Source organism: Clostridioides sp. LIBA-7678, assembly GCF_056716065.1.
Genome location: NZ_CP196988.1, coordinates 102,312 through 127,927, shown reverse-complemented (window position 1 = coordinate 127,927; position 25,616 = coordinate 102,312). Strand labels below are relative to the sequence as shown.

Here is a 25,616-nt window from a genome sequence, read left to right as displayed (position 1 = left end):
TCATTAGTTAATCATCATTCAAAAGTATATTATCTAATTTTTTATATACTTCAGAACAATGATGAAAATATAAATTTCTTTTTGTATATTCGCTTTCCTTTATGTAATAAGATATGTGAGGTATTAATATATAATCTTCATCACCACTTATCGAGCAAATTATTCTGTCTCTATTAAGGTTAAAAGTTTTTATATCATTTTCATTACAAATAGCGTTAAATTCTTCAACATTATATCCTTCAATTAATTTGTCACCAAATAAATCATCAATAATAATATGCATGTCTAGTTTCTCATTTAAAAATGTTTCCAAAACTAGTTTTTTAGGTTCAAAAGTTATATAAGCATCTTCTGTTAGCTTTATTAAATTTATGTTATCTGGAGTTAAAATTGGAATTTTTTTATAACTATATCTTTTCATGTATAAGCCTAACTTTGGTAAAACAAGTAGTATTTTTGCATTATATCCTTTCTTTATTTTCAAATATCTTTGATAATTTGCTATAAATGTATGAAGATAATTACAATAAGCCCAACTTTTTACATAGAATACTTTAGATACAGAGAAATTTGTGATTTTATAAGTACTATACATAAATGCAACATTGGGTCTGTCTGTATTTTCGAATTTTTTAATAGATTCATTTAAACTTTCTATTTTCTTCTGTGTATTTTTCTTATCATTTTCAAAATCAACAATCAATTTATTCATTTCGGTTATTATATCAATAACATTTTTGCTAATTTTATCATATTGATTGAGCTTAGAGACTATATTAATTAATGCATCTTCAGTAACTTCAGCCAAAAGGCTATTTTTGCTTGATATTGTTTCTTTTATATAGTTTTCTAAAAGTAGTATATCTTTATCATGTCTAGAAACAGTCATGTCTGTTTTATGATAATTATCAACTATATATTGAATTATATTATTATCACTAATATATTCTTCAGAATCATAGATATCTGCATCGATACATCTAAAGATACATTCAAGTAGAGAAATATTATCTATATCAGTTGAGATATATATGATTTTATTAATAAATTTTTCTATTTTAATTAAAGTATTTAATATATCTAATTGAGAACCCCTAGAACTATGAAATATAAGGCATTCTATATTTTCATATGAACTTATATCTTTTATATCTTCATATTTGTCGACAATATTTATTTCAAATTTTTTTGTAGTTATCAAAGCTATTCTCATTTAATACCTCCATTTTTCAGATTAAGTGATAAACTTTATAATAAAGATGTTAATATATCTATACCATTACTTATATTTATAATGCCTAGAGAGGACCAGTCATAACTTCTTTCAAATCCATCTTCTGATATATTTTCATCGCCTAGATTGAATATTTCTTTAATATAGTTCATATGACTGATAAACTCACTTTCTGAGCCTTTTGTTATAATATATTTACCTCGTGACATTGATGAAGATACAATATTAGATTTTATATCACTCAAAGCTAAAACTATATTAATTCTTCCAGTCATTGTATTGTCACAACATATAACTATCTCAGCATTAAGAGATAATTCTTCTAGACAACTAATATAGTCAATAGGGCAATCTACTATAACTGTTTCATAATAATTTTGTATAGATAAAATTGATTGAATTGTTTTTATTTGCTCAATATCTATTTCTGTTCCATATAAGGAGACTAAGCTTTCAAATCCTAATTTAGTTTTGTAAGATAAGTTAGTTAAATTTCTAGTTCTATTGAGATATTTAAGACCATCATAAATAATTTCTTCTTCTCTAAGTAAATCAGCTAAATTTATACATGATAAAAAACCTCTATTTTTTATATCAAAATCAACATATAAAGTTCTACTTCCTTTACTATAGTGCTTGGCTAAGTTCAGTGAAGTTGTAGTTATCCCACTTCTTCTGTCTCCTGTGACAATTATTGTTCTAACTCCATTTCGATATAATTTTTTATCGCTTATATTTATTATTTTTTCTATCACTTTGGGTTTATTTACTTCATTAAATTTTTCTAATATATCACTTATATCACCTAAATCATTATTGTTATTTTCAACTTCTACCTTTTCTATATCATCTGTATAAAAGTTATCATCATTATTTTCAGATATATTTATTTCTACAATGTCATTATCTTTTTTTATATCATCTGTAAATTTATCAAGATTTTCTAAAGTATTCTTTATGATTTCTGAATCTGATAAACTTTGTTGTCTAATGTTATTAAGAAGCTTTTTACTATCAGAACAATCTTCTTTAACATTATTATTGGAGATTTTTATATCATTTTCTAATTGACCAATAGCATCATAATTAATGTAGCTATCTTCATTAAAACTATTTATATCATTATTATTAATATTATTATCTTCGTTAAAACTGTTTATATTATCATGATTAGTGTTGTTATTCTCATTAAAACTGTCTATATTATCATAATTAATGTCATTATCTTCATTAAAACTGTTTATATTATCATAATTAATGTTATTATTCTCATTAAAACTGTCTATATTATCATAATTAATGTTATTATCTTCATTAAAACTATCTATATTATTATAATTAATGTTACTATCTTCGATGTAACTATCTATATCATTATATATAATGTTATTATTATTTTGTTTATTCTCATTATTGAGTTGATTTATATCATTAGAATCTTGTATCACTTTGTCAATACCTATAGTTTCATTTGCTAGTTGACCTATTGGATTCATTAATATTTCTTTTTTCTCTATACCAACTGATTTCTTTTTTCTCTGCTTTAATTTATGAAATAAGCCTCTTTTTTTTGATTTATTCTCATTTTCTTCTTTTGGAATATCTGCATCTTGGATTTTATTAGAGCTATTTATTACATCTCCCACTACTTGTGTATTATTTAAAGTTATTTTTACAGGAACTGAATAAATCTTTCTAAGCTCATCTAGACCTAAGCTAGATACCTTAACTACATGAGATACTAAAAATGGATAAAGCTTAAGATTTAACATATTCTCGGAAATTAGGGAATTAGAAGCTATTTGTAATATATCATCATCTTGTAATATGGTAACAAGTTTAGAAGATGGGTAGTATGCACTTAAATAGTCATTAAAACTATTAAGGGTCATTGACAATTCATCCTTTTGAATATTATCAAATGCACTTTGTAAAACTATAAATCTATCAATTTTAGTTGCGCTGCTTACATGTAAACTAGAATCTTTTATAAAGTCACTTATACTAGAATAGATATTTACCTCAGAATTAACTTGTCTTTCTACAATAATATTTTTTATATCAGTTGTAGAGGCTGTACCTAATATAACTATTTTCAATTTTATTTTCCTCCCTTTTATTGTTAGTTTTAAATTGATTTGTTTCAAAAAAATAGATATTTACATACCTATTTTTTATTTTCATTATCTATATCTGATTCTTCTATTGTTTCATTGTCTTTTTTTAATAAAATAATTCTTTCTTCATCCTCAATAGTATTTTCAATAGGTAATTCTTTCTTTAATAGTTTTCTTATAACTGTAGTTATAGATTTCTTTTTTGTTAATTTCTTTTTTTTCTTTTGTCCTTTTTTAAAAAGTTTTTGAGCTTTATATTCTGCCATTGCTGTACGCTTAGTTTCTTCTAATTCTTCTTTAGTTTTATTTATTCTAGTTCTAACCCCATCTGATTCTACCCAGATGACTTTTATAAAGTTATTATCTTTTATATCTTTAAAAATCTCTTCACTAGTAGCCTCTGGACAGAATTCATTTATATTCATAAGTTCTTTAGCTAAATTTCCTATTTCACTTTTATTAAGAACCTTATAGCCTTTATATTTTGCTTTTAACATAGTTGCTAATATTGGCTTTAATTCACTCCAAAATAAATCATCTTTTTCATTAAAGAAAAAAACATATACATCATATGATGTGTACGTTTGTCTCATTATTGATTGCATATGGTCAAAGAAAATTGTTAGAAGTTCTCCTAAATCTGAATTATTAGTAGCTTCTGCCCAATCGAATAAATATTTCATTCTCTCATCCTTATCAACTGTAGACATATAATCTATATGCATATATCGAATATTTTTCTTGGCTAATTGTTGATAAGCTTCTGCAATATAATCATGATGATTGTATATAGCAGCATGATTACTATTTGTTGTAACACCATTATTTAAAGCAACAAATATGGCTTTTTTATTGTTTTCATATTGTGCAACATATGGATATCTATCAGTAACATCACAGATGTTCCAAAATATAGTGTGTTTAAATAAATAATTATTTTCTAATAATTCTTTTCTTTTATTTTTAAAATACATTTCTCTAAGTACTAAAAATCTAGTTATAAACAATAAAATAATAAAAGATAATATAGGGTAACATAGTTTAAAAAATACAGGTGAAGCTATTATTACAAAGATGGAACTTATTATCCAAAATATAATTATCAATATCACCCAAAAGAATCTTCCATTCGCTTCAATAAGTCCTTTTGAGGATATATCAAAACTAATTGGAATTTGAATTACATCATTATCTTTTTCTGGTTTCATTTTAACCACATCCTTTAAATAGCTTTTATATCATATATATAGTTATCTGATACAAATACTAAATATTTATGTATATAATTTTTATTATCTCTTTTAGAAATAGCTTTTACACAATATATCTCATCATGTTCTGTAGAGTCTATTGTATATTCAGCTTCTTGAATACTAACTTTATCAGCTCCAAAGAATTTAGAAGCATCATATTCTGTTCCATATATCTTATACTTTAAATCGTCTGTGAAATGGCTATTTAACTTTGATTTTAGATAGTTGTCTGTATCTTTAACTGAAAGAAATGAGCGTATATCCTCTATAACCCAAAGTTTAGTTCGTTCTTTCCTGTCTAAAGAAGTTGTTCTTTTACTGTATATATCATCAATTCTTTTATTTGTATAAATGATATTTAATGTTACTAATAAAGAAGTACAAATAATTACTATAGTAAAAAGACGTTTTAAAAAAAGCTTTTTCGATATACTAATTTTATTTTTTTTAAGTTTCATTTTTCACTTCCTAAACCATTATTAAGCAGTATGTTAATAATTTCATACTTACTTTAAGTTTTATATATTTAAAATACAAAATAAGTCACCTCAGTTTAATTATTAATATAAATATTTCTTTCAATAGCAAGTAAGTCATTAACACCAAAATATAATACAATTGTCATAATATAGTTATCACTTCCATTTAGTATAATAATTTCTTTAATACCATTCATACCAAGAGACATGAAATACTTGTCTAGTGCAACGCTATTTCTTATTTCAAAAGCTTTTTTCTCCTCTTCAGTCATTCTTTTTAATTTGTATTTTTTATCTAAAGCAGTACCTGTATCTTTATAAATATCTTTTATAATATTTTTCTTACTTTGTGCATATGTAAAAGCTTCTTTATATGATTTAAGTGTACTTGATACTAATTTGTTATAATTTTCAACCTTGTTATGTGCTACATCATATGAAATATCATTTTGGCAACCAGTTATACTGACTCCTATACAAAAAATTAAAATTATTTTCAATAAATTAAATCTACACACATTTTACTTCCTCTCTTAAAAATTTCTAATAAAAGCTAATATTTTTGGATATGAATTATTTAAAGTATTTTCTTTATTTTTTTGTAAATCTCTTTACTTATAGAAATATATTTATCTTTTGTGGATAAATTACAATTTAGATAACTGCATTTAGTTCCATTTGAAATAAATTTTTTGTAAATTTCATATTCTCTTGGTAATTGCTTATAATGTTCATCTAAGAATATAATTTTATCTGCTTTTGGAAGCTTAAATAAATTAGTTTCTATTTTTTTTATCCAATCCATAAAATTATCTTTATTAAGATTATCTAATCTGTTTAAATAATTAAAATATATATCTGTTGATATACTTTTATTTGTTATTATAATTGTTTTGTTTTTATAATAATCACTACAGATTTTTATATATTCATGATAGTTATCTATTTTGAATATATATGGTAATATATTCTTTAAATTTTCTATATTGATATCATTATATATATCAAGTAAAAAATTGAAATTATATTCAGGAAATTCCAATACCTTAACATCATATCCTTCTAATAATAATATATCCTTCAATATATATATCTGTTTTTCTTTGAAACCTGAGTTTTCACCTTCTAGAATTATTAATTTGCAATTTTGTTTTTTATTCATAATTTTTATACTCCTTCTTTTTTAAATAATATATATGTATATAAAATATATTTATATTTACATTTATTTATATAATTTCTATATATATATAAATAAAAAAACATAACAAATAATATATTGATTATTTGTTATGTTTTATAAAATTATATGTTTATTATATTGATTCTATTTTAGTTATCTTATTATTTTTAACAGTAACTAACATACATTTATTTATCGTTTCATTATTTCTAACTAGTTCTACATCAATTTTAAATAAATAACTTAGAACAGTATCTTTTTTATTTGATATTCCTTTTTCATCAAGATTCTCTCCAACTATATTTAATAACTTTATATTTGTCACAGGTGTATTTTCACTACTTAAATCAACATCAAAATATTCATTTTGTAAACTTGTACTAAAAGTATCATAAAGCTTAGATTTTACATTTTCAAATTCGTTTTTATTTCCTAATTTATATAAATCAACACAATTTATTGCCAGGACCTTAGCATTATTAAAATTATTCAATAATTTTAGATTGTCAGAAGTAGGAATATCTTTATCAAAAGTTACAAATAAAGCTATTATGAGAATTATAATCATAATAATATTAATAAGTTTTGTTAGAAAAGATGGTATCATTTACACATCCTCCTTCCATCCAATTTAATTCTATTCTTGAAATGTCACCATTTGGGAAATAAAATATAAATGTTTGTATTAATTCTCCAGTATTACTATCTAAGAAGTAATGTATTTCAGTGTATTTTTTTAGCATTTCTAATTTACTTTTTTTACCTCTATTCTCTTCTTCATAAGTTGTATCTTCTATATAATGTTCAATATCTTCTTTAAATTGCATCAATTCTAGACCTAATTTATTTGAAAAATCATTAGAAAAATTTCCAACTTCTTTAACATCTGCAAATTCAATTTCATCTGATATATGCTTTAGCATCATATTTTCGATTTTTTTACTTCTTTCATATGATAAATAGTAATTATCAAGAGTATCATCTGCATTAATTGTCTTTATCATTTTTGAATTAGTCAGTGAATAACTATATTTGTCATTAAACATATAGATACTTATTATTATAATAAGCAAAATTATCGATATAATTAGTCTAACAATTTCATGTGATAATTTATTCATTAGTTGTTCCTCCTAACTACCAGTAAGTTATCTATAATCTCTACATTGACTATCTTTTTCTTAAAGTAATATACTTTTATTAATAATTTCTTAGAGATATCTTGTTTAGAAATATATGATAATTCTATATAACTATGTTTCCCTTTATTGTTTTTGTAAGAATTTAACTTATATTTATAGTTTATATCTTTAATTAATCTATCATAAGTAAGAGGTATCTCCTCTAAAGGAATTACTATCCACTTATTTTTATATGCCAATGTACCATAAGAATTATCTATAATTTTTATATCACTAACCTTTATAAAATTCATTCCATTTTTATTATAAATATTTTTATCATCTTCTATTTTTTCATTAGATAAATCTGTTTCTATATTATTTTCATCATAGTCATCTGCTATGGGAGTACCTTCAGAATATTCAACATTCTTATCCATATAAGTTGTGTTAAAATATGATGTCAAGTTAAATTCTGCTTTATTTAATTGTTTTAATTTCTTATTATAATTATTTAACTGAAAAATTACTTTTTCAGTTATTGTATTGTAATTAATTAAGTCATTTAAGTTATCTTCAGATTTGTAAAAATCACTTACTATAGTGCCTATCTTCAATGAATTTTCTAATAAGTTATCTTTGTATTTATAATTATCTCTTATTAAAAATACACAAAAAACTATAATAAAAATTCTTAATATTGTTATAAAAAAGGAAATTTTTTTCATGTTAACCCCCAAATATAAACTATAATTTTATTTCCAAACACACAACATTCGATTTGATTTCTTCGCCTTTAATAGAGAATCCTTTGACTGTAACTGCATACTGTGGTCAATATGTGTAGATGAATACATATTGTATTTATCACCTTGTCTACCTGTTATGGCCACAAAATGTTCTGAACCAGAAGCATATGGGGGAGCTAATCTTATTATTGCTATTCCTCCCTTATCGACAGCTTCATTTATATGACTTATCCAGTTGTTATCCTCATAATATTTGCTTTTCAAACCAATACTACTAAATACATTTGGCATATTCCCCATAGATATACCAGCACTAACTAGTCCTCCTTTCATTATCATTATTGCTCCCATTTCAGGAGGGTTTATTAATCTTCCTGAGAGTGCACTAGCTGTATATGCACAAGAGTATATCATACATCCAGAACGGTTATAGGTAGCTCCATTTGGATACCAAGGTAAAGTTCCATATGTTTCAGAGAACTTACTTCCCTGTCCAAAAAAAGGAACTCCATATTTTACATCTTTATAATTTGAACTAAAAGCACTTCCTTTACCTTCTAAATATGAAGATGTACCCCAATGAGGTTTTAAAATATTCATTATGTAGCTTTTGGCATTTCCATTATATGAACTTAATAATGACTCTGTAGACTTACCATCAACAATAGCTTGTCCTTTCCCTTTTGTTGTTTTGAAGTTGCCGATGCTAATATCAGGAACATTATTTGATGAATCATTTTTAGGTATTCCCATCTTATCTGCAAGATTATTTTGCATTCTAACTGCTTGTAAATAAGAATTAAGACCATAATGAAAATTCAATACTTGGTCTGCTACCTTCAAATTTTTACATCCATTCCAAGCATCTTTCATTCCTTGTTTACTTTCAAATTTGTTCCACAGAAAAGTCCATAAAGGCTCTGTTAACTGAGTTCCATTCAAACTTAATTTTGAGCTTCCTAACGTTTTTGAAAATTGTTTTGGAGTAGCTAAGTTTCTTACACTACCATGTTTACTTGTGCCTAAAATGGATTTTCTTAAACTACTTTCATCATATCCACCACTAATAGTCCATTTGTCAAAGCTTCTTTCAGCATCAATATCTGAAGTGGCACAATACATAGCACATATAAAGTTTGCATATGCAGTATGGTCTTTTAAATATGCACCATGAAATTGAGCATTAATCAAACAATTTTTTATAAAATTGACTATATATTCTTTGTTGGTATTTATCCCCCAACTTTCAACAACTTTTGTAACTTTATCTACTGTTTTATCTGCATATGCCTTTTGTTTTTCTTTCCATATTGTACTAAGAGCTAATGCTCCATAAGGAGAATATTGACTTTCTGCACTATATGATTTTGTTGGCTTATATTTATTACGAATGGCACTCTTACTAGCTTCTGGGATTCTGTTTCCCATAGGTGTCAATGATTCTTTTCTAGATAATCCAAGATATCCATATCCTGCTGAATTGTATGGTATATCTGAAGGAATTTTTGATATATCATATTGTTTATTGCTTCTATAAAATTGCATTCCATTTTCGGTACTTAAAACACCCAAATTAAATAATTGAACCATATGTTGTTCATCTCCAGAGTATATAGGACTACTATTATATCCTTTTAAAGCATTATTATAATAAATACCTAAACGATATATATTTTTTTCATAGTCATTTAAATTAACTCCATACTGAGCTAATTCTTCCTCAGTCCACTCTAAAGAACTTGTTGAGTTATTAGAGTTATTATTTTCTGATATAATTTTGTCTTTTTCATCTATAACTATATTTTCACTATTAAATATAGATATAAAAGACATAAGTGTTATGAATGCACCTAACAGTAGAAATATAGATATCATAGATATTATTGGAACAATAAATAATATCAATGAAGATATACTATCTATAAACATAAAGAAAAAAGAAAATATCTTACTAAATATTTTTTTTGTTTTATAATTTGTATTTGTATAATCATTATTTATATCTTTTTCGTTTATGCTATCATCACTACATATATCTTTGTTTTTTATTTTTTTAGATAATAAATTGTATAACTTATAAATAAATGTAAACATATATCTCTCCTCCAAATAAAAAAGACTACATATTTTTATTAATAGTAGTCTTTTTCTCTTAATATATATAAATAAAATTTATATATAAGATATATATCTTATTTATATCTTATATATATTATTTATTATTTATCTGAAGGGTTTTCAGAAGATATTTCATTTTTATCACCATTACCTCTGGTATTACTTAATGTATTTAATTTATTTATAAAATCTTTTTCTTTTTTATTTTGTTGTTCAGTTTTAAAAGATTTTGCATTTTCATAGTAAGTATCTTTTTTATTTGATAAATTATCCTTTTTAGAAGATATATTGTTTGTATTTATATAAGTATTATTGGTTGTATGTTCTTCTTTTGTAACACTATTTTTAACTTCTCCACTATTAAATCCTCCACTTGAAAATCCATCTCCTGTAATTTCTTTACCAAAATCAGTAATTCCATTAGCAACTGAACTTGCAATAGAACCACCTAATGCAACAATACTTAATAATGCAGATATAGTACATTTCTTTAAAGTGTTATACAGTGAAGTTAATAATTTAAATAAGAAGAACATGTAAATACAATCTATTATTAACGCTATTATCAATAAAATTGTTGGGTCTGTAATTCCAGCTGATAAAGTTTTACTACCAACATAAGATGTAAAACCTTCCCCCATTAGTATTGAAATTATCCAAGAAAAAGCAACAGAGCTAGATGTAAAAATTAAAACTGGTTTTCCTATTTGATTAAATACTTTCTCAAATACTTTCTTAACAGGCGCTGTAGCTACTGATAGACTTATAACTATCATTAAAAAGAATAGTACAAGTAAAATTAGCATCTTAATAGAAGGAACTAAAAATACACCAAATACATCTTTTAATAATATAAGAAATCCTGTAAAAATAGATGTTTTGCTTAGTATTCTTTCATATAAATCATTTTCGTTTTTAATCGGTTCTCCTGTAGCGTTAGCCAACATTAATCTCTGAAATGCATCATAATTGAAATTTTTTAGTTCAAAATTTTGAGGATATAGTCTACTACCTGTTCCTAAAATTTTATTACTTGAAAAACATCTATTAAAGTTGAATGTTGCCATCATAGCACCTATGTTAATTAATGTTTCATCAGAGAAATCATAATAATTTATTAGATACATAAAATCTTCATAAGTATCTTCTAGTACTTTTTGTGTTCTATATTCTATATCAGTTAAATTAGCTTTATTGAGACTATTTATATTCATAGCAGCAGGAGAAAATACCATAGGACGAGTTTGAGTATTATATGCAGCAGGATTTAGTGTATCCTCTACTAAGTCACCTTTTTTTAGCCCAAGACCTCTCCCAACTTTATAGTCTTTTGTATTTAAAGTATACAATTGGTCTACCCAAGGAGTGTACATTTTCCAAACATTTTCCATAGCTGATTTTTGAATTTTTGCTTCTTCATATTCTTCTTCATACTCTTCACCAGAAGTTCCAGTTTCAAAATTATATCTATTTATTTTTTTTCCATATATATTTGTCCAATTATAAACATATTCATTTGATTGTTTTAAATAAGGTATTATATAAGTGAATAACCCTTCTAAATCAAGGAAATCTCTTAATTCTTTATCTGCTGTTGTTCCTGTATTTAGAGTTTTAAATACATCTTTAGTCAATAATGCAGATTTAAATCCTCCATCCATTATCTCATAACGACTTCGTAATACATTATAAAAATAATAAAATGGACTCTCAGTTAATAATAAGAAAGCATTAGAATAATCATCTTGTGAATATCCAGTTAGACCAGCAGAATCTAAATCATACTCTTCTCTAAAGATAGAACTAGTTATACTATTATTGGCCAATCCCCAATAACGATAATTATCATTACTTTCACTAGTTTTACTAGATGAATTGTTTTTATCAGTATCATCTGTATTAGAAGTATTTTCACTTGTATTATAACCTGATGGAGAATTACTATCATATTTATATATACCTGTTGTATCAGAATAATCTTTAAGAAAATCTAAATTTCCTCTTATAGCTTTAAATCTATAAGATGGTAAATTTGATATTCCTGAAGAATAATTCCCGATGTCTCCACTTACTTTATCTTTTTCGGAACTATTATCAGTTAAACTATTATATGAATCTTTCGCATCTTTTATAATGGAGCTATATGGTCTATATAAGTAATTCACAAAATCATTGGTATTTACATATTCTTCTTGATTGAAGAAATTACTAAATAAAAATCTAAAGATACTCATATTTTTCTCTAATCCACTTGATACTATATCTCCAGTAAAAATTTGTTTAAATACATCTTCCTTTTTGGGCGACATCCATTTTAAAGTAACTGAAGCTTCCTCTGCTGAACTATTTATATTATTACTTCCTTGACCAGCTTCATTAATTTTTTCGATTCTTGTATCTTCTATTGTTGCCGAATCAGACTTATTTGTTTGTATAATTTGTTCATTTTGAGTTATAGCCCAATAATTAAATTTTTCTGAAAAAATTTTATCACTCATTGTATTAGTTATGTCTACCATGTTCACTATTAAACTTTGAGGTAGCATGAGGACTACTGACATTAATAAAAACATAAGTATAGCTTCTCTTATTGTTCTGATATTAACTATAACTGAACAAATAATCATAATTAATATTAGTAACAAGAAAAATAAATATAACATACCATAGTCTTTTATAAACCAAGAGGTTAATGGTATATCTAATAAAGAAGGTAAGTTAATATATCCTACAGAAGAACTGTAGCTACTAGCGATATTTTTACCAACTGTAAAAGAATTACCTAGCCATGAACCTGTAATATTTTTATGTGTTGTTAGTACCCAACCATCTAATGTTGATTTTATCCATGAATTTCTATATTCATTAGATTCTGGCTGAAGTAATCCATAAATTTTGCTTATAATATCTTTTTGCATATCTTCTAAGCTTTTTTCTTGTGATTTATCTACACCACCTTCTCCAACACCATTTAAATCTAATGTGCCTGTTGTAGCGACATCTAATTCAGGAAGTAACCCACTACCATTTGAGGTAGGGACTAATTTACCATCTTTGATTTGTATACCTAAGATATTAACCATATATCCCCAATATATCCCAGCCCAAAAATTATTTCCATTTGCTATATTAGAAGATATCTTTGTTTTGCCACCAGTAGCCATTTCCACATTTGAACCAACTTTAGTATCATAAGTTATCCATCTTCTAACATCTTTTGAAATTGATACAACTTTATAAGACAAGGCAGTAAAAAATAAAGTAGCAATTTTATTTATATCAGCAGTTTTCACTCCATCTAATCCACCAAAATCTTTTCCTTGCATAAGAAAGCCTTTACTTCTAAGAACAAATGGTTTATAAGATTTATTATCTGTTCCAACAAGACTTTCAACTGTCCATTTACCATTCGATAGGTATGTCATGTCTCTTAAGATTGTATCCATATATGTCATACCACTTACAGCAGGAACATCACCTTGAAATAATCCTTTATCAACTAAATTCATTTTATTCCCAGGTAACAACATGTGAAATATTAACCCATTATTTGAAGTTGAAGATAGTGTATCATTAACTTGATTTTGACTAGCATGATTAAAGGTACCAGTGTTGAAAAAAGAAACTAGCCTATTTAGAGAATCATTAGAAGCTTTTCCAGCTATATAATCTTTAGCTTTAGTTTTCTGTGAATTTTTATCTCCATAAAACTCTTTAAGAAAGTTTAAAAATTTGCTATTTATTGTTCCATTTGTATAAAATTCTTGTTTACCTTTTTCCTCTGCTGTAAATAATCCATCTCTTGAAACCAAATTTTGTAATAATTCATTTGTATCCTCTCCATTTGATTTGAAGTTTCCAGCATTTTGATTACCTAAAAAGTTTGAACTATTATTTTTAGACATCGAATCTGCAAAATAATACATATTGTCAGTTACTTCTCCCTTACCAGCTACAATAGCATCACCTAGATAATGTGTTAATTTACTTCTATTTTCTTTATTTTTAGGAAATATATTACCAATATCCTTACTTAATGAGCTATATTTAGAAAAATCTAATGATAATATAATTTTGAATTTTCCAGAGCTATAGGAACCATTAATTTCTTTAGCACTTATTATTTTTTTTATATTATTTATTACTGAAGAATTATCTAAAGATTTTCCTCCTTTGATTATTCTATCTGTAGACCCTAAAAAATCTGTTGGAGATAACATTCCATAGATACTTAACATATTTTTAGAATCATCACCCTTTAATCTACTTTTTAGATTATAGTATGGTAAAAACTTACTATCACTTCCATTTAAAATGTTATCATCATCTACGTTTATTAAACATCCCATTGCAAAAACATTATTTAAAGGAATTTTACCACCACCATTAGCAAAAGCTGAAGGATTAATACAGGCAGGTATTATCAACATGTATTTATCCATACTAACATCTCCATAGCTTCCCCAGACATTTCCTATTCCATCTATATATAGCTTTTTACATTTTCTTATACCTTTTTCTCCTAAAACAACTTCTGGGACTATACCTGTAAGAATTTGCATCATACCTTTATATCCTTTTTGGCTAAAATCTATTACAGTCTTACCATTACAAGTAAGTTTTTTTTCTGTAGCCATTGCTGTTAGAAAAGTTACACCATCTACATCATTATTATTAAATTTTAATGAACTTTTTGAACCACCAAGGCCATTATCTTTTGATGTAACTGCATCATATAGCTTTGTATTTAACTCTAAGAATACAGATGTTTTATCACTACCATCAAAATGACGCTTACTCAATTTATCTGCCAAATCATTTCTTTTAAAATCACTAACTATTGTACTGCCAGGTAAAAAATAATTTGATAAATATGCTCCATATACCAAGTATTCTTCTTTTGCAATTCCTCCTGTATTTAATCCATTTCTTTCATTTCTAAAAAAGGAAATCATACTTGTTCCCATTGCTGCTGCACTACTACCATTTTTATCTTCAGAATTTGTATTTTCACCAGCAGTTGAACCTGCATTTTGAGCAGGTTCAGCTGATACTAAAGGTGAAAAAACAGAAATTAACATAATTAATATTATAAAGATACTCATAAATTTCTTATAAAATATTTGATGTTTCTTTTTTTTCACCCTAAAACCCTCCAATCAATTCTCTTATATTTATATATAAATAAGCTAATACTTCTAAAATTGGTGTACTCAGTACAAAAACTGAACCAATTAATAATATAACAAATGAAATTTTTAAAATATCTACATGAGTTACATATTTTACATTTGAACTTGTACTCAAATATTCGTCTCTTATACTCCAGGATATAGAGTATAGTTTTCCTCGTGTCATAATACTTACAAGAGAGAAATCTATACCAAAGTTATGTATATCTATAAAATATGCTAAGACTAATACAATTGAATAAAGAATCAAAGCTATTCCAAAAAACATTGTTATTATCTTTATTACAAATGTTATATATGTTCTTGAACTTTTATTAGAATTTAATTCAGAAGATATTTCTTTTATTCGTTGCCAATCTTTAAATGAAGGCATATCATTTTTAACTTCAAATTCTCCAGTTATATAATTATTTGCCTCTTCAGCTTCAGCATTTGTTAAAGCACGTGCAGTTGGAGAACGTAACCAACTTAATAAATTCGAGTTATTATTTGTTGAATTGTTTCTATATATTGAAAATCCACTGTATAACTGTTCATTACTATTTGTAAGACCTTCATCTCCAATTGGAATATCATTATCTGAATTTCCACTACTATTAATAGATTCATTATATGAAGGTAATTTTTTTTCATCAATATATTCATCTGATTTAGCATTTACACCAGTTCCCATATCTGAAGCTTTAAAATCTCTACCAGTTATCTTTTTAAATACACTTTTAACTCCTTTTATCCAACCAGAAGTTCCAACTGTACAATATTTTTTTGCTAATTCATCAATAGATTTTGGATTGTATTTTGCTATGTGATTGTATGAGACATTAAATATTCCTCTGTTAATACCTTCTAGCATTGTAGTAAATGTTCTATTTCCATTAGAAAACGGATTGTTTTTATGTCCAGAGCTAGGAGAACCACCACATTCTTGTATCATAATAGATAACATCAAAGCAGGATTAACCTTGTATATGTTAGATAATTGAATTATCTGTTTTTCATATCCTTTAATTTCTTTTCTTGTTTCTTTAGCTAATTGAGATTCAGTTATTTTATGTCCCCAATCTTTATTTGCATTTCCAATATCAACTTCATTGGATTTACTTCTTGTAAAGAAATTTTTAACTTTTGATAATGTAGATACATTAGTATTTTCTCCTTCAGCATATACTTTTGGTGTAAGGTTAAAAATAATGTTATTTGATTCTTTTTTGTTATCAAATATCATTTCTAATTCTCTTCCAACAGAAGCTTTACTTAGATTTATATTTTCCTCATCAGGACCAGCATTATCATCAGAGCCATCTTCATTATCTCCTTCTTGAGAAGATGTTTCTTTTTCATTTGATGAATCTGATTGTTTCTCATCTTCTTTATTTTTTTTATCTTCTTCAGCTACTTGAACATCTCCTGTAGGTGTTTCAGAAGGTTTTCCTTCTGTTCGAGTATCAAAATCTGTTTGTAAATAAAAACTATCTGAACTTAATCCAACATTTACATGATTCTCACCTAATAAATAACTAGAACCTTCCTCAAATGCTATCTCATCCAATCTTAAAGAAGTTTTACCTGCACCTATATGGTCAGCTGACAACATTTCTAAATTATTGTTTTTGAACTCTAGCCCTTCAATATAGTTATTATCAAATTTTATTTGTCGACCTGTGTAATAAGGTTTATTTTCTTCTGTATTATAAACAACCTCATTATATACAGTTGGGACTATCGCTCCTACAGTTTTTCCATCCAGTTCATATTTATAAAACGCTAAGCCATCATCATCTATTCCATATGTTTTAAAACTAGCTTTATTTTGATATCCTCCATCAGAATCTTTTAAGAATACTTGAGCATGAGTTATAAAAAGTTGAACTTCATCTTTTAAAACATATCCTAATGTTGGTTTTAAGGTATATTTATCAGATGTCTCTCTTTTTTCAAATTTATAAGGCATTATAACTCTCATTAATGTTGTTACTCTATTAAGTGGCTTAATTTTAGCTTTTGAATAGGGTAATTTATAAGTTTCTACACCATCTGTATCTTGCACTGGAACTCCTTGTATATCCATTGAAGTTTTGCCTTCAGCAGATGTTTTATCCATAAAACTCTTGAAATCTGGATGTAAATCAAATTTCAACTTACCATTTTCACTATAAATTAAATCAATTTCTTTTTCCTTTTCTCTCCATTCATCATCTGTTCGAGGAACATCTTTGGCATCAATTTTACCTAAAAGTGGATGATAGAAATAATCCAAAGAATATCTAAGCAATCCATTTGACCTCAATGGTCTTACACCGTTTTTTAAATGTTTTACATCTATAATATCTTTTAGTGGGACTTGTTTATTTGAGTAGAAAGTGAATAAATTATATCCAGTTTTTATAGCTCCACCTGTTATACCTTGTAATACAATCATTTTATAAGCTTGAATAGCTAGTATTGTCATGTCAATTATTTCCTTATTTATATTATTACCATTGTCATCTACACCTCTTGGGATATACATTCTAAATTGTGTAGAGCCATCATTCATATAAAAAGCAATTGATTGGTCATTTGTATAAAGTTTATCTAAATCATAGTCCCATAAATTGATTGTTTTGGATAAGTCTCCATTTACTTCACAATCTCCGAACTTATCATTTTCTAGCTGTTCAAATTCAGAGATAACAGCATTCTGTTTACCCCTTAATATTTTTTCAAATAAGCCAGGTTTTCTGTTCCACTTTGTTTTTAATACCATACAACCATCTTCATCAAAGTAATATGAACCTTCAGGTGGCTCACATCCTTCAGGCTTCATATGAGCTATGCCACCATCCATCTTAGATGTATCAGGATAATTAACTTCTACTAATGCATCTGCCAAAGTTGTATCACCTTGAAAATTACTATTATTTGAAGAGCTTCCTGAGCCATTATCTAAATTTATAGTATATGTTTTTCCGTTATATTGTTCCTTTAACTTTTTAACTGTGTCTTGATGGGCTGCATTTAATGAATTAGTTGTATGAGTTCTAGAACCTATAAGGTGTATATCAAAATGACCATCTGCCCCATTGTTTTTCACTGAATCATAATTTATTCCAGGTCCAAATCCGTTAGACCTATTTTTATTTGTATGAACCCTAGCAGCTTCACTTTCCAGTCCAGCATGAAATGCACCAGCCATTGAAGCTCCATACATTTTACCTTTGCTATAAATTATAACTGGTCTACGCTCCCAACTATCCAGGCTTCCCCATATACTTCTTAAGATATCTGTATCTTTTTGAGTAACAGTTTCTGTATCTGAATGATTTGTTCCACCTGTTCTTATAGCTTTAAAGGTTTTACCTGTTTTCACATCAGCAACTATAAAACTATTATCTTTCGTATTCTTTGCATACTCATCTCTAGGGAATGCTTTATTCACTTCTGATGAATCCTCAAACCAATTTAAGAATTCAACTTTACCTGTTACAGTATTTTTATTTTCGCCTGTGTCAACTGAAGCATTCGATGGATTGCCAAGTCCATTAATTCTATAAACTTTTACCTTTTGTTTACCTCTTATTCCGTTAGAATTTAACTTTGATACTTTTACAACATCTCCAGTTTGTGGTGAATGTACATATTTATAATCACCTAGATAAATCATTACATGTCCACTATTTGCTAAAATATCACCAGCTCTTGCTTCTGACAAATCTATTTGAGTCATCCAACTAACACTTCCACTATACACAGCTGATGATGTTACATAACTATCTTTAAAACCAATAGTTTTTAGACAGTAATATATTAAACCTGAACAGTCAAATGAGTCAGGACCTTTAGCTCCCCAGTGATATGGTTTACCTCTTTGTGCTAATGCTAACTGAACAAATTTATCAGTCAGATTTTCTTCTGCAAAAACTTTTCTAGGAGATACTAATAACAAAGTACTACTATAAGATATAGTAATTAAAAATATTAATAAAAGAGATAAGCTTCTTTTTATAAACTTCTTTATATCCAATCTCTTTATCCTCCTTATGTATAAAAAGAGAAGAAATGTACAAGACTTTCTTCTCCTCTACAATTTTTAATTAATCTTAAACTAATCCACTTGCTAGATTTAAAAACCACGCTATAACTCCACCTAGTTCTCCAGCAATTAAATATAATAGGCAGATAGATAAAACTATATAAGAAAATACTTTTCTTTTTAAATATACAACATAGGCATTTTTAAATTGTCCACCTGAACTAATTGAGGATACAGATTCTCTTACAGCTGAAAGTGCTTCAGGAGAGACAAACATTGGTTTTTTATCTCTATCTCCAATAGGTACACCAATATATACAAGGTCTACAATTGAAGAAGCTATTAACAATACAATTATAAGGATACTTGCAACTCCTGCTGCCACCCTAAATAGCTCTAAAAAAGGGCCAATTATTTTCATACCTGTAAACATATCTGCACGTGTACTATCAATAATTATAGGAATTAACATTACAGAAGCATCAGCATTATTTTGTGATATAAGGTCAAATATGTATTGTTGAGTTTCATCTGACACTTGAGATTTCTTTAATTCATCAACAAAAGCTCTTAAATTCTGCTTTGCACTTTTATTATCTGCTTGAGAAAATTCTTTTGTATTAAATTTTACAGCACCTTCACTAACTTGAAATGCAGTTCCTGTTAAATTCACGTCTGGGTCTTTTGCTTGTAAAGGTTCTTGTCCACCTTTATCTGCACTATTTATTTTTTCTGCAATCTCACCTAATGCTTTTTGGTCGCCTTGAGGTATTTTTATTTCGACTACACCATCTTGATTATTTGAAGGAGCTGAATATGTTCCTCCAGCATTAGCAGTGGTTGGAACAACCCCACCGACCCCGTTATTTGCATTTCCATCTGTATCAATTGGGTCTGCAAAAGATACTACTCCTAAAGATAAAATAGTAAGTATAGTAGTTATTAACATTATTAAATGTCGTTTAATGTTCATTACAATTACCTCTAAATTTCCATAGTGAATTATAAATTTAAAAAATATTCAAATTACACTATGATTTTTATCTTCCTCCTCTTTATCTATCAAACTGCTTTATCTATCAAGAACTCACTCATATGTTTTTTAAAATAAAAAGTAAAACTAGAACTATGCCTATAGATAATGATTTAAACACAATGTCTTCCCATTTACTTCCTGTTCCAAACATTTCAATATGAGGAACAAAGCTAAACATTTGGCCTGGCAATATATGTATCCCCATCATTGTAAACGAGTCTAGAAATAAATGACTTGTTATTCCACATATAAATCCAATCAACATCATTCTTAGTAGTATAATAGACATGGATTCTCCACATATCTGTGACATAAGATGCATTGCTGAATACAAAAGTGAACAAATACCACCAACAAATATGATGCTATGAGTTTGCCAACTTCTGTGAGAAGGCTTAGTTAAAGCTATAAGACTGTGACAAAAATAGTTAATAGGTGTTTTCTCTTTAACATTACTCCATCCTAAGTCTAAATCGCTTACAGTGCTTCCAAATGATGAAGCTGGATACATAATAGATAATTGGATAAATGGATTTATATTTTCAACCAATAATCCTTTTTGTTTCATATAAGAAAACACTATTAACATAGCTAATGCACCACCTGCTTTATGAGTTTTATATAATATTGTCCTCACCACACTTTCTGATTTACTCCTAAAAATAAAAAAGTAATTGGTTAAAAACCAATTACTTTTTATAAATATATATATCTTTATACTTTATATTATATAAAATAATACTTTATATATCTTATAAATATATATATACTTATCTTTAATATATATATATTTATATTTATTATTTATTTATATTTTACTTTATCTTTTATATATTCAGATACTCTTCCTCTTAAAATAATATTTCCTTCTTCTGTTTTATATTGTTTAATTGAAAATACAGTGTCTAATATAATGTTTTTGCCATCTTCTATAGAAGTATGTATATATCTTATATAAGCTAACAAGACTTCTTGAACTACTGAATCTGAGATATTTAATTCTTTTGATATTTCTTTTATAGCTTTATTTAAATTTCTTTTAGCTTTATATTCCATTTTTATAATTTAAACCTTTCTTATATTTTTAATTCTTTATTATAAAAAATAAATTTATTTTTATCCACTTGCATAAAATCATACATAGAGGTGAAATTATTCAATATGTTTATAAATTCTACAACAAGCTTTACATCTACTTCAATCATAATTGAATCATTATTATCTAAATAAGTACTTATTTTATCAGTGAGCTCTATTATTAATTTTTTTTCTTTTTCTTTTGAAGCAAATTCACTTTTTGTTTCTTTTAATATTTTCTGCTTCCTTAAAAATTCTAATGATTTCATAGCTATTTCTCCTTATTTTAAATAGAATTTATGAATGAATAAGAATACTTAAGTATAAATTCTAGAATTCTAAAACCAAAATCATTTAATACTGTAGTACTAAATAACATTAAAGACATTGTAAATAAAACTATATGAACACTTCTTCTTTTAATATAAGAAAATATCATATCTTTTTTTCTAGGCTGTTGTTGCATACCTGGATAATTTTGATTATTATTTTGCGAATTCTCAAACTCAACAACACAAGAAAGAGCTACATCTGAAATCCATCTTTTAGATGTTGAATCTTGTGTTCCCATACCATACATGCCATTACCACCTGAAGGAGCTTTTTTATAAAGAAAATCACGTGTAAAAGGTGCTGATATAAATAATAAATCAACTCCAGTTGTAAGACCTGTTGCTATTACAGCTATACATGAAAGTATTGCTATAACTTTTCTTGCTATTTTTAGAACTGGTCCTAATATAATATTTGCATTGTTTATATCTTCTTGCGATATTCCTGAAAATAATCTACTAATTGCATTTATACTACTTTTGCTTTCATTATCAGTATACTCTGGTACATCAGAAGAATTATTGTTATTATAATAATTATCATAATAATTTTTTATATTATTAGATGTAATAGAATCATTATTATCTAAATTAGAATCTGTAATATTATTATTAGAATTATTCTCTACACTATTTTGTTCACTCTCTCCAATTCCATTTAAATCACTTAAACCATCAGCACTTACACAAAAACTAAATGATAAAATAAATAATGAAATAATTAAAAAACTTATTGCTTTATATTTCATTTAATCAACTCCTTCACATATCTCGTGTATATCTCAACACAAGAATAAATTTAAATTTTCTAACACACTTAAATAGCTAGTTTTTTTAATATATAAAATACTATCTTAAATTTGAAACTGTAGAAATTTTCTCAAGGAAAAACAAAGCTTTTATCTTAGTTTTAAGATGGCTTGAATATGTTTCTAATATAAAACTATGCCTTTACATATTAAAAAGCTTAAAATAGATTTAAATAGATTTAATCCAAATAAATCAAAGAATCTTTATTTATTTCACTTAAATCTACAGTTTTATCTTGATAAATATACATATTTAACAATTGTGCTGTAACATATAAGTCTGTTCTAAATACCCACCCATATTTTTTGTATTTTCCCTCTTTGCAGATATCTTCAAATGGAACAGATAGCATTTCTATTTCATTGTAATTAATTTTAGTAACTGTATAAGCTAGATTTAATATTTCTTTAATACTTAAACTTGTGTCAACATTATCAATTATAGATTTCAAAATGCTTGGATATTTTAAAATACTAACTGTTTTCATTTTGTTGGTTATAGAACTAATAATTTCTCTTTGTCTTTTAGTTCGTCCTTGCTCTCCTCCAGAATGATATCGAACTCTAGCATATGATAAAGCCTGAGCTCCATTTAATTTATGAGGGCCAGGAGAATTTACTTTTTCTGCTTTATTACCTTCAATATCATTTAAATGCTGATTAAATTCTTTCAATACATTTTTTTCTATATTTACATCAACACCACCCAATGTATCAATAACTTTTATAAAACTATTAAAATCTAATAAGATATAATCATCTAGTTTTAAAAAATAATTTTCTTCTATAGTTTCCTTGAGTAAATCTATTCCTCCAAAATTAAAAGCCCAGTTCAATTTTCCTTTACCATGACCAGGTATTTCAACTAACACATCTCTATATAGAGTTGTTAATTTAACTTTATTATGAACTGTATCTATAGTAGCTATTAACATAGTATCTGTACGAACCCCATCTTTTTTACCACGCTTATCAGTTCCTAATAATAAAATATTAGTTATTCCATCAACAGTTTTGAAATCTCCACTATTTTGCTGTCTAAGAACTTCCTTTTCATTTTCATAAGTATAAACTTTATTTGTATTTATGCTTTTATTTGATATATCATTATTAAATCCAATTGTTTCTATTTCTGACTCAGATGATGAAGAACTAAATAATGTATTAATAGAAATAATTACAATTACTAATAAAACTAGAAAACATACTATTTTTTTTAACTTCATATTTTTCTCCTTTTTTATACACTTAATTAGATATATAAATCTATATTTTGAATGATAAAGTTATTAATCTTGTTTTGGATTTAATCCAAATTCTTTTAATTTCTCTTTTATTGAATCCTCTGAATAATTTGTTATTATATTCATAATTTTATCTAAAGTAAATTTCTCGGCATAAAGTCTTAATCTAACTTCATCTTCTTTAGACCATCGATTTATATTAGAATCATATAATTTAACTAGCTTCTTTATTTTATTTTCATCTTTTAGTTCCTTGCATTTTTTATTGTTTTTAATTTCTTTATCAGATATTAGTAATCCATTAATTAAAGATAATTCTATCGAATTTGATTCATTTCTATCCATATATGTTTTTGTTTTATATTTATCCCACAATACTTTTGATATATCGTAAATATCACTTTCAAATTTAACTCTATATCCTATTATTTTATTTTTGTAGATTAAGTACTTTAAAGCAATTTTATTATTTTTCATTTAAAAGCCTCCTAAAATTTTATATTATACATATATAATCGTTATTTTTTATAATATAAATTAATATATATATATATTTTCAGAAGCTAATATATTATCTTATATATATTTAATAATATATTTACAAATATATTGATAAATGTAAAAAAACATATAAATATTTTCATATTAATATGTTTTTTATATTATTATATTTATATCTTAAATATATCTTATACATTCTTTTAATATTTATCTTATATATTTATATAAAAATACAAACAAAAAAAGAGACTAAAAGTCTCTTTTTTTATTGTTTATATTTTTATTTTATTGGCTTTCCATTACCATCAACACCAAGTATTTTTTGTATACCAAGAGCAACCAACTCTGAACGATTAAGAACATTAGTTTTTTTAATATTCTTTTTCTTTCCTATAAGATGTCCATAACGTTTCTCAAATTCAGGTTTAATTTTCCAAACTCTCGTTATAGGGTCTAACTCATCAATTACTATCTCAGACGCATCCTTAACATAAATCCAAGGAGTAGGCCAACATCTTTTATCTTCATTTTTCTTATATGACCTAGTATTAAAAGTTATTCTAGCACCTTTAGGGTCACCATCAAAATTGCAATATCCACAGAAGTCATCTCTTATAAGTACTAATGCTGCTTCATGTATAGTCATTTCAAATTCTTCACCAGCTTTAATTACTTCATACGTAACATCCTTTTCTATATCAACAGGTTCTGTTTCAACATCAAGACCTGTTCTTATTCGAGGAATCTCAATGTCTCTTTCTGTTTTAAAAAATGCTCCTACTCTTTTTGGAGCAAGCTCTTGTGAAACATTTGTTTCTCCTGTTGGAGAAATATTACGTTTTCTTCGAGCTCTTTTATCACTTCCTAAAGATAAAAAATTCATCAAAGTTAAAGTTGATGAATATTTACCCAAGCTCTCCCTTTCATCTTCAGATTTATTTGAAAGATTATTTTTCCCATACTCAACTAAATCTATTGTAGCATTACTTTCGTTGGGGTCTTTTTGAAATTCTAAAGCCATATTTATTTCCTCCCTGTTTTAAAATATATTTAATAGTATGAATACATTATCTGTTATTTTATCTATTATTATTTAATAATATCATTAAATAATATAAATTTTAGTTTTTATATTTTATATTTGTTTACAATATATATT

General features: G+C 25.9%; 20 protein-coding genes. All 20 read right to left on the bottom strand.

The window, feature by feature from the left end; genetic code table 11:
* Positions 1 to 7 precede the first annotated feature (7 nt).
* On the bottom strand, positions 8 to 1,213 hold the full coding sequence (locus ACTG46_RS20160) for a hypothetical protein (RefSeq protein WP_479924221.1): 1,206 nt from the start codon (positions 1,211 to 1,213) through the stop codon (positions 8 to 10).
* Between the two features lie 35 nt (positions 1,214 to 1,248).
* The gene (locus tag ACTG46_RS20155) at positions 1,249 to 3,333 is read right to left on the bottom strand and encodes a hypothetical protein (RefSeq protein WP_479924220.1); all 2,085 of its coding nucleotides are present in this window, start codon (positions 3,331 to 3,333) and stop codon (positions 1,249 to 1,251) included.
* A gap of 68 nt (positions 3,334 to 3,401) precedes the next feature.
* On the bottom strand, positions 3,402 to 4,559 hold the full coding sequence (locus tag ACTG46_RS20150) for a hypothetical protein (RefSeq protein WP_479924219.1): 1,158 nt from the start codon (positions 4,557 to 4,559) through the stop codon (positions 3,402 to 3,404).
* Between the two features lie 14 nt (positions 4,560 to 4,573).
* The gene (locus tag ACTG46_RS20145; RefSeq protein WP_479924218.1) at positions 4,574 to 5,062 is read right to left on the bottom strand and encodes a hypothetical protein; all 489 of its coding nucleotides are present in this window, start codon (positions 5,060 to 5,062) and stop codon (positions 4,574 to 4,576) included.
* A 95-nt stretch (positions 5,063 to 5,157) separates the two neighbouring features.
* Positions 5,158 to 5,601, bottom strand: a complete 444-nt coding sequence (locus tag ACTG46_RS20140) for a hypothetical protein (RefSeq protein ID WP_479924217.1) — start codon at positions 5,599 to 5,601, stop codon at positions 5,158 to 5,160.
* Positions 5,602 to 5,660: 59 nt separating this feature from the next.
* Complete coding sequence (locus ACTG46_RS20135) at positions 5,661 to 6,245, bottom strand: hypothetical protein (protein ID WP_479924216.1); 585 nt, start codon at positions 6,243 to 6,245, stop codon at positions 5,661 to 5,663.
* A 154-nt stretch (positions 6,246 to 6,399) separates the two neighbouring features.
* Entirely contained in the window at positions 6,400 to 6,873 is a 474-nt protein-coding gene (locus ACTG46_RS20130) for a hypothetical protein (RefSeq protein WP_479924215.1), read from the bottom strand.
* Positions 6,842 to 7,387 carry a hypothetical protein gene (locus ACTG46_RS20125; RefSeq protein ID WP_479924214.1) on the bottom strand — a complete coding sequence of 182 codons (546 nt, stop codon included), beginning with the start codon at positions 7,385 to 7,387 and terminating at the stop codon, positions 6,842 to 6,844. Before ACTG46_RS20125 ends, ACTG46_RS20130 begins: the two co-directional genes overlap by 32 nt.
* On the bottom strand, positions 7,387 to 8,115 hold the full coding sequence (locus tag ACTG46_RS20120) for a hypothetical protein (protein WP_479924213.1): 729 nt from the start codon (positions 8,113 to 8,115) through the stop codon (positions 7,387 to 7,389). The genes ACTG46_RS20125 and ACTG46_RS20120 overlap by 1 nt, the downstream gene beginning before the upstream one ends.
* A gap of 27 nt (positions 8,116 to 8,142) precedes the next feature.
* Positions 8,143 to 10,230: a hypothetical protein gene (locus tag ACTG46_RS20115; RefSeq protein WP_479924212.1), complete on the bottom strand. Its 2,088-nt coding sequence runs from the start codon at positions 10,228 to 10,230 to the stop codon at positions 8,143 to 8,145.
* Between the two features lie 125 nt (positions 10,231 to 10,355).
* On the bottom strand, positions 10,356 to 15,398 hold the full coding sequence (locus ACTG46_RS20110; protein ID WP_479924211.1) for a hypothetical protein: 5,043 nt from the start codon (positions 15,396 to 15,398) through the stop codon (positions 10,356 to 10,358).
* 1 nt (position 15,399) lies between these two features.
* The gene (locus tag ACTG46_RS20105) at positions 15,400 to 19,449 is read right to left on the bottom strand and encodes a C40 family peptidase (RefSeq protein ID WP_479924210.1); all 4,050 of its coding nucleotides are present in this window, start codon (positions 19,447 to 19,449) and stop codon (positions 15,400 to 15,402) included.
* Positions 19,450 to 19,525: 76 nt separating this feature from the next.
* Positions 19,526 to 20,431, bottom strand: coding sequence for a hypothetical protein (locus ACTG46_RS20100; RefSeq protein ID WP_479924209.1), 906 nt, complete (start codon positions 20,429 to 20,431; stop codon positions 19,526 to 19,528).
* A gap of 118 nt (positions 20,432 to 20,549) precedes the next feature.
* Positions 20,550 to 21,134, bottom strand: coding sequence for a metal-dependent hydrolase (locus ACTG46_RS20095; RefSeq protein WP_479924208.1), 585 nt, complete (start codon positions 21,132 to 21,134; stop codon positions 20,550 to 20,552).
* A gap of 164 nt (positions 21,135 to 21,298) precedes the next feature.
* Positions 21,299 to 21,550 carry a hypothetical protein gene (locus ACTG46_RS20090; protein ID WP_479924207.1) on the bottom strand — a complete coding sequence of 84 codons (252 nt, stop codon included), beginning with the start codon at positions 21,548 to 21,550 and terminating at the stop codon, positions 21,299 to 21,301.
* A 20-nt stretch (positions 21,551 to 21,570) separates the two neighbouring features.
* Positions 21,571 to 21,840 carry a hypothetical protein gene (locus ACTG46_RS20085; RefSeq protein WP_479924206.1) on the bottom strand — a complete coding sequence of 90 codons (270 nt, stop codon included), beginning with the start codon at positions 21,838 to 21,840 and terminating at the stop codon, positions 21,571 to 21,573.
* Positions 21,841 to 21,857: 17 nt separating this feature from the next.
* Entirely contained in the window at positions 21,858 to 22,652 is a 795-nt protein-coding gene (locus tag ACTG46_RS20080; RefSeq protein WP_479924205.1) for a hypothetical protein, read from the bottom strand.
* Between the two features lie 239 nt (positions 22,653 to 22,891).
* Complete coding sequence (locus ACTG46_RS20075; RefSeq protein WP_479924204.1) at positions 22,892 to 23,938, bottom strand: LCP family protein; 1,047 nt, start codon at positions 23,936 to 23,938, stop codon at positions 22,892 to 22,894.
* 63 nt (positions 23,939 to 24,001) lie between these two features.
* Positions 24,002 to 24,433 carry a hypothetical protein gene (locus ACTG46_RS20070; protein WP_479924203.1) on the bottom strand — a complete coding sequence of 144 codons (432 nt, stop codon included), beginning with the start codon at positions 24,431 to 24,433 and terminating at the stop codon, positions 24,002 to 24,004.
* Between the two features lie 304 nt (positions 24,434 to 24,737).
* Positions 24,738 to 25,478: a hypothetical protein gene (locus tag ACTG46_RS20065; RefSeq protein ID WP_479924202.1), complete on the bottom strand. Its 741-nt coding sequence runs from the start codon at positions 25,476 to 25,478 to the stop codon at positions 24,738 to 24,740.
* Between the last annotated feature and the right edge of the window lie 138 nt (positions 25,479 to 25,616).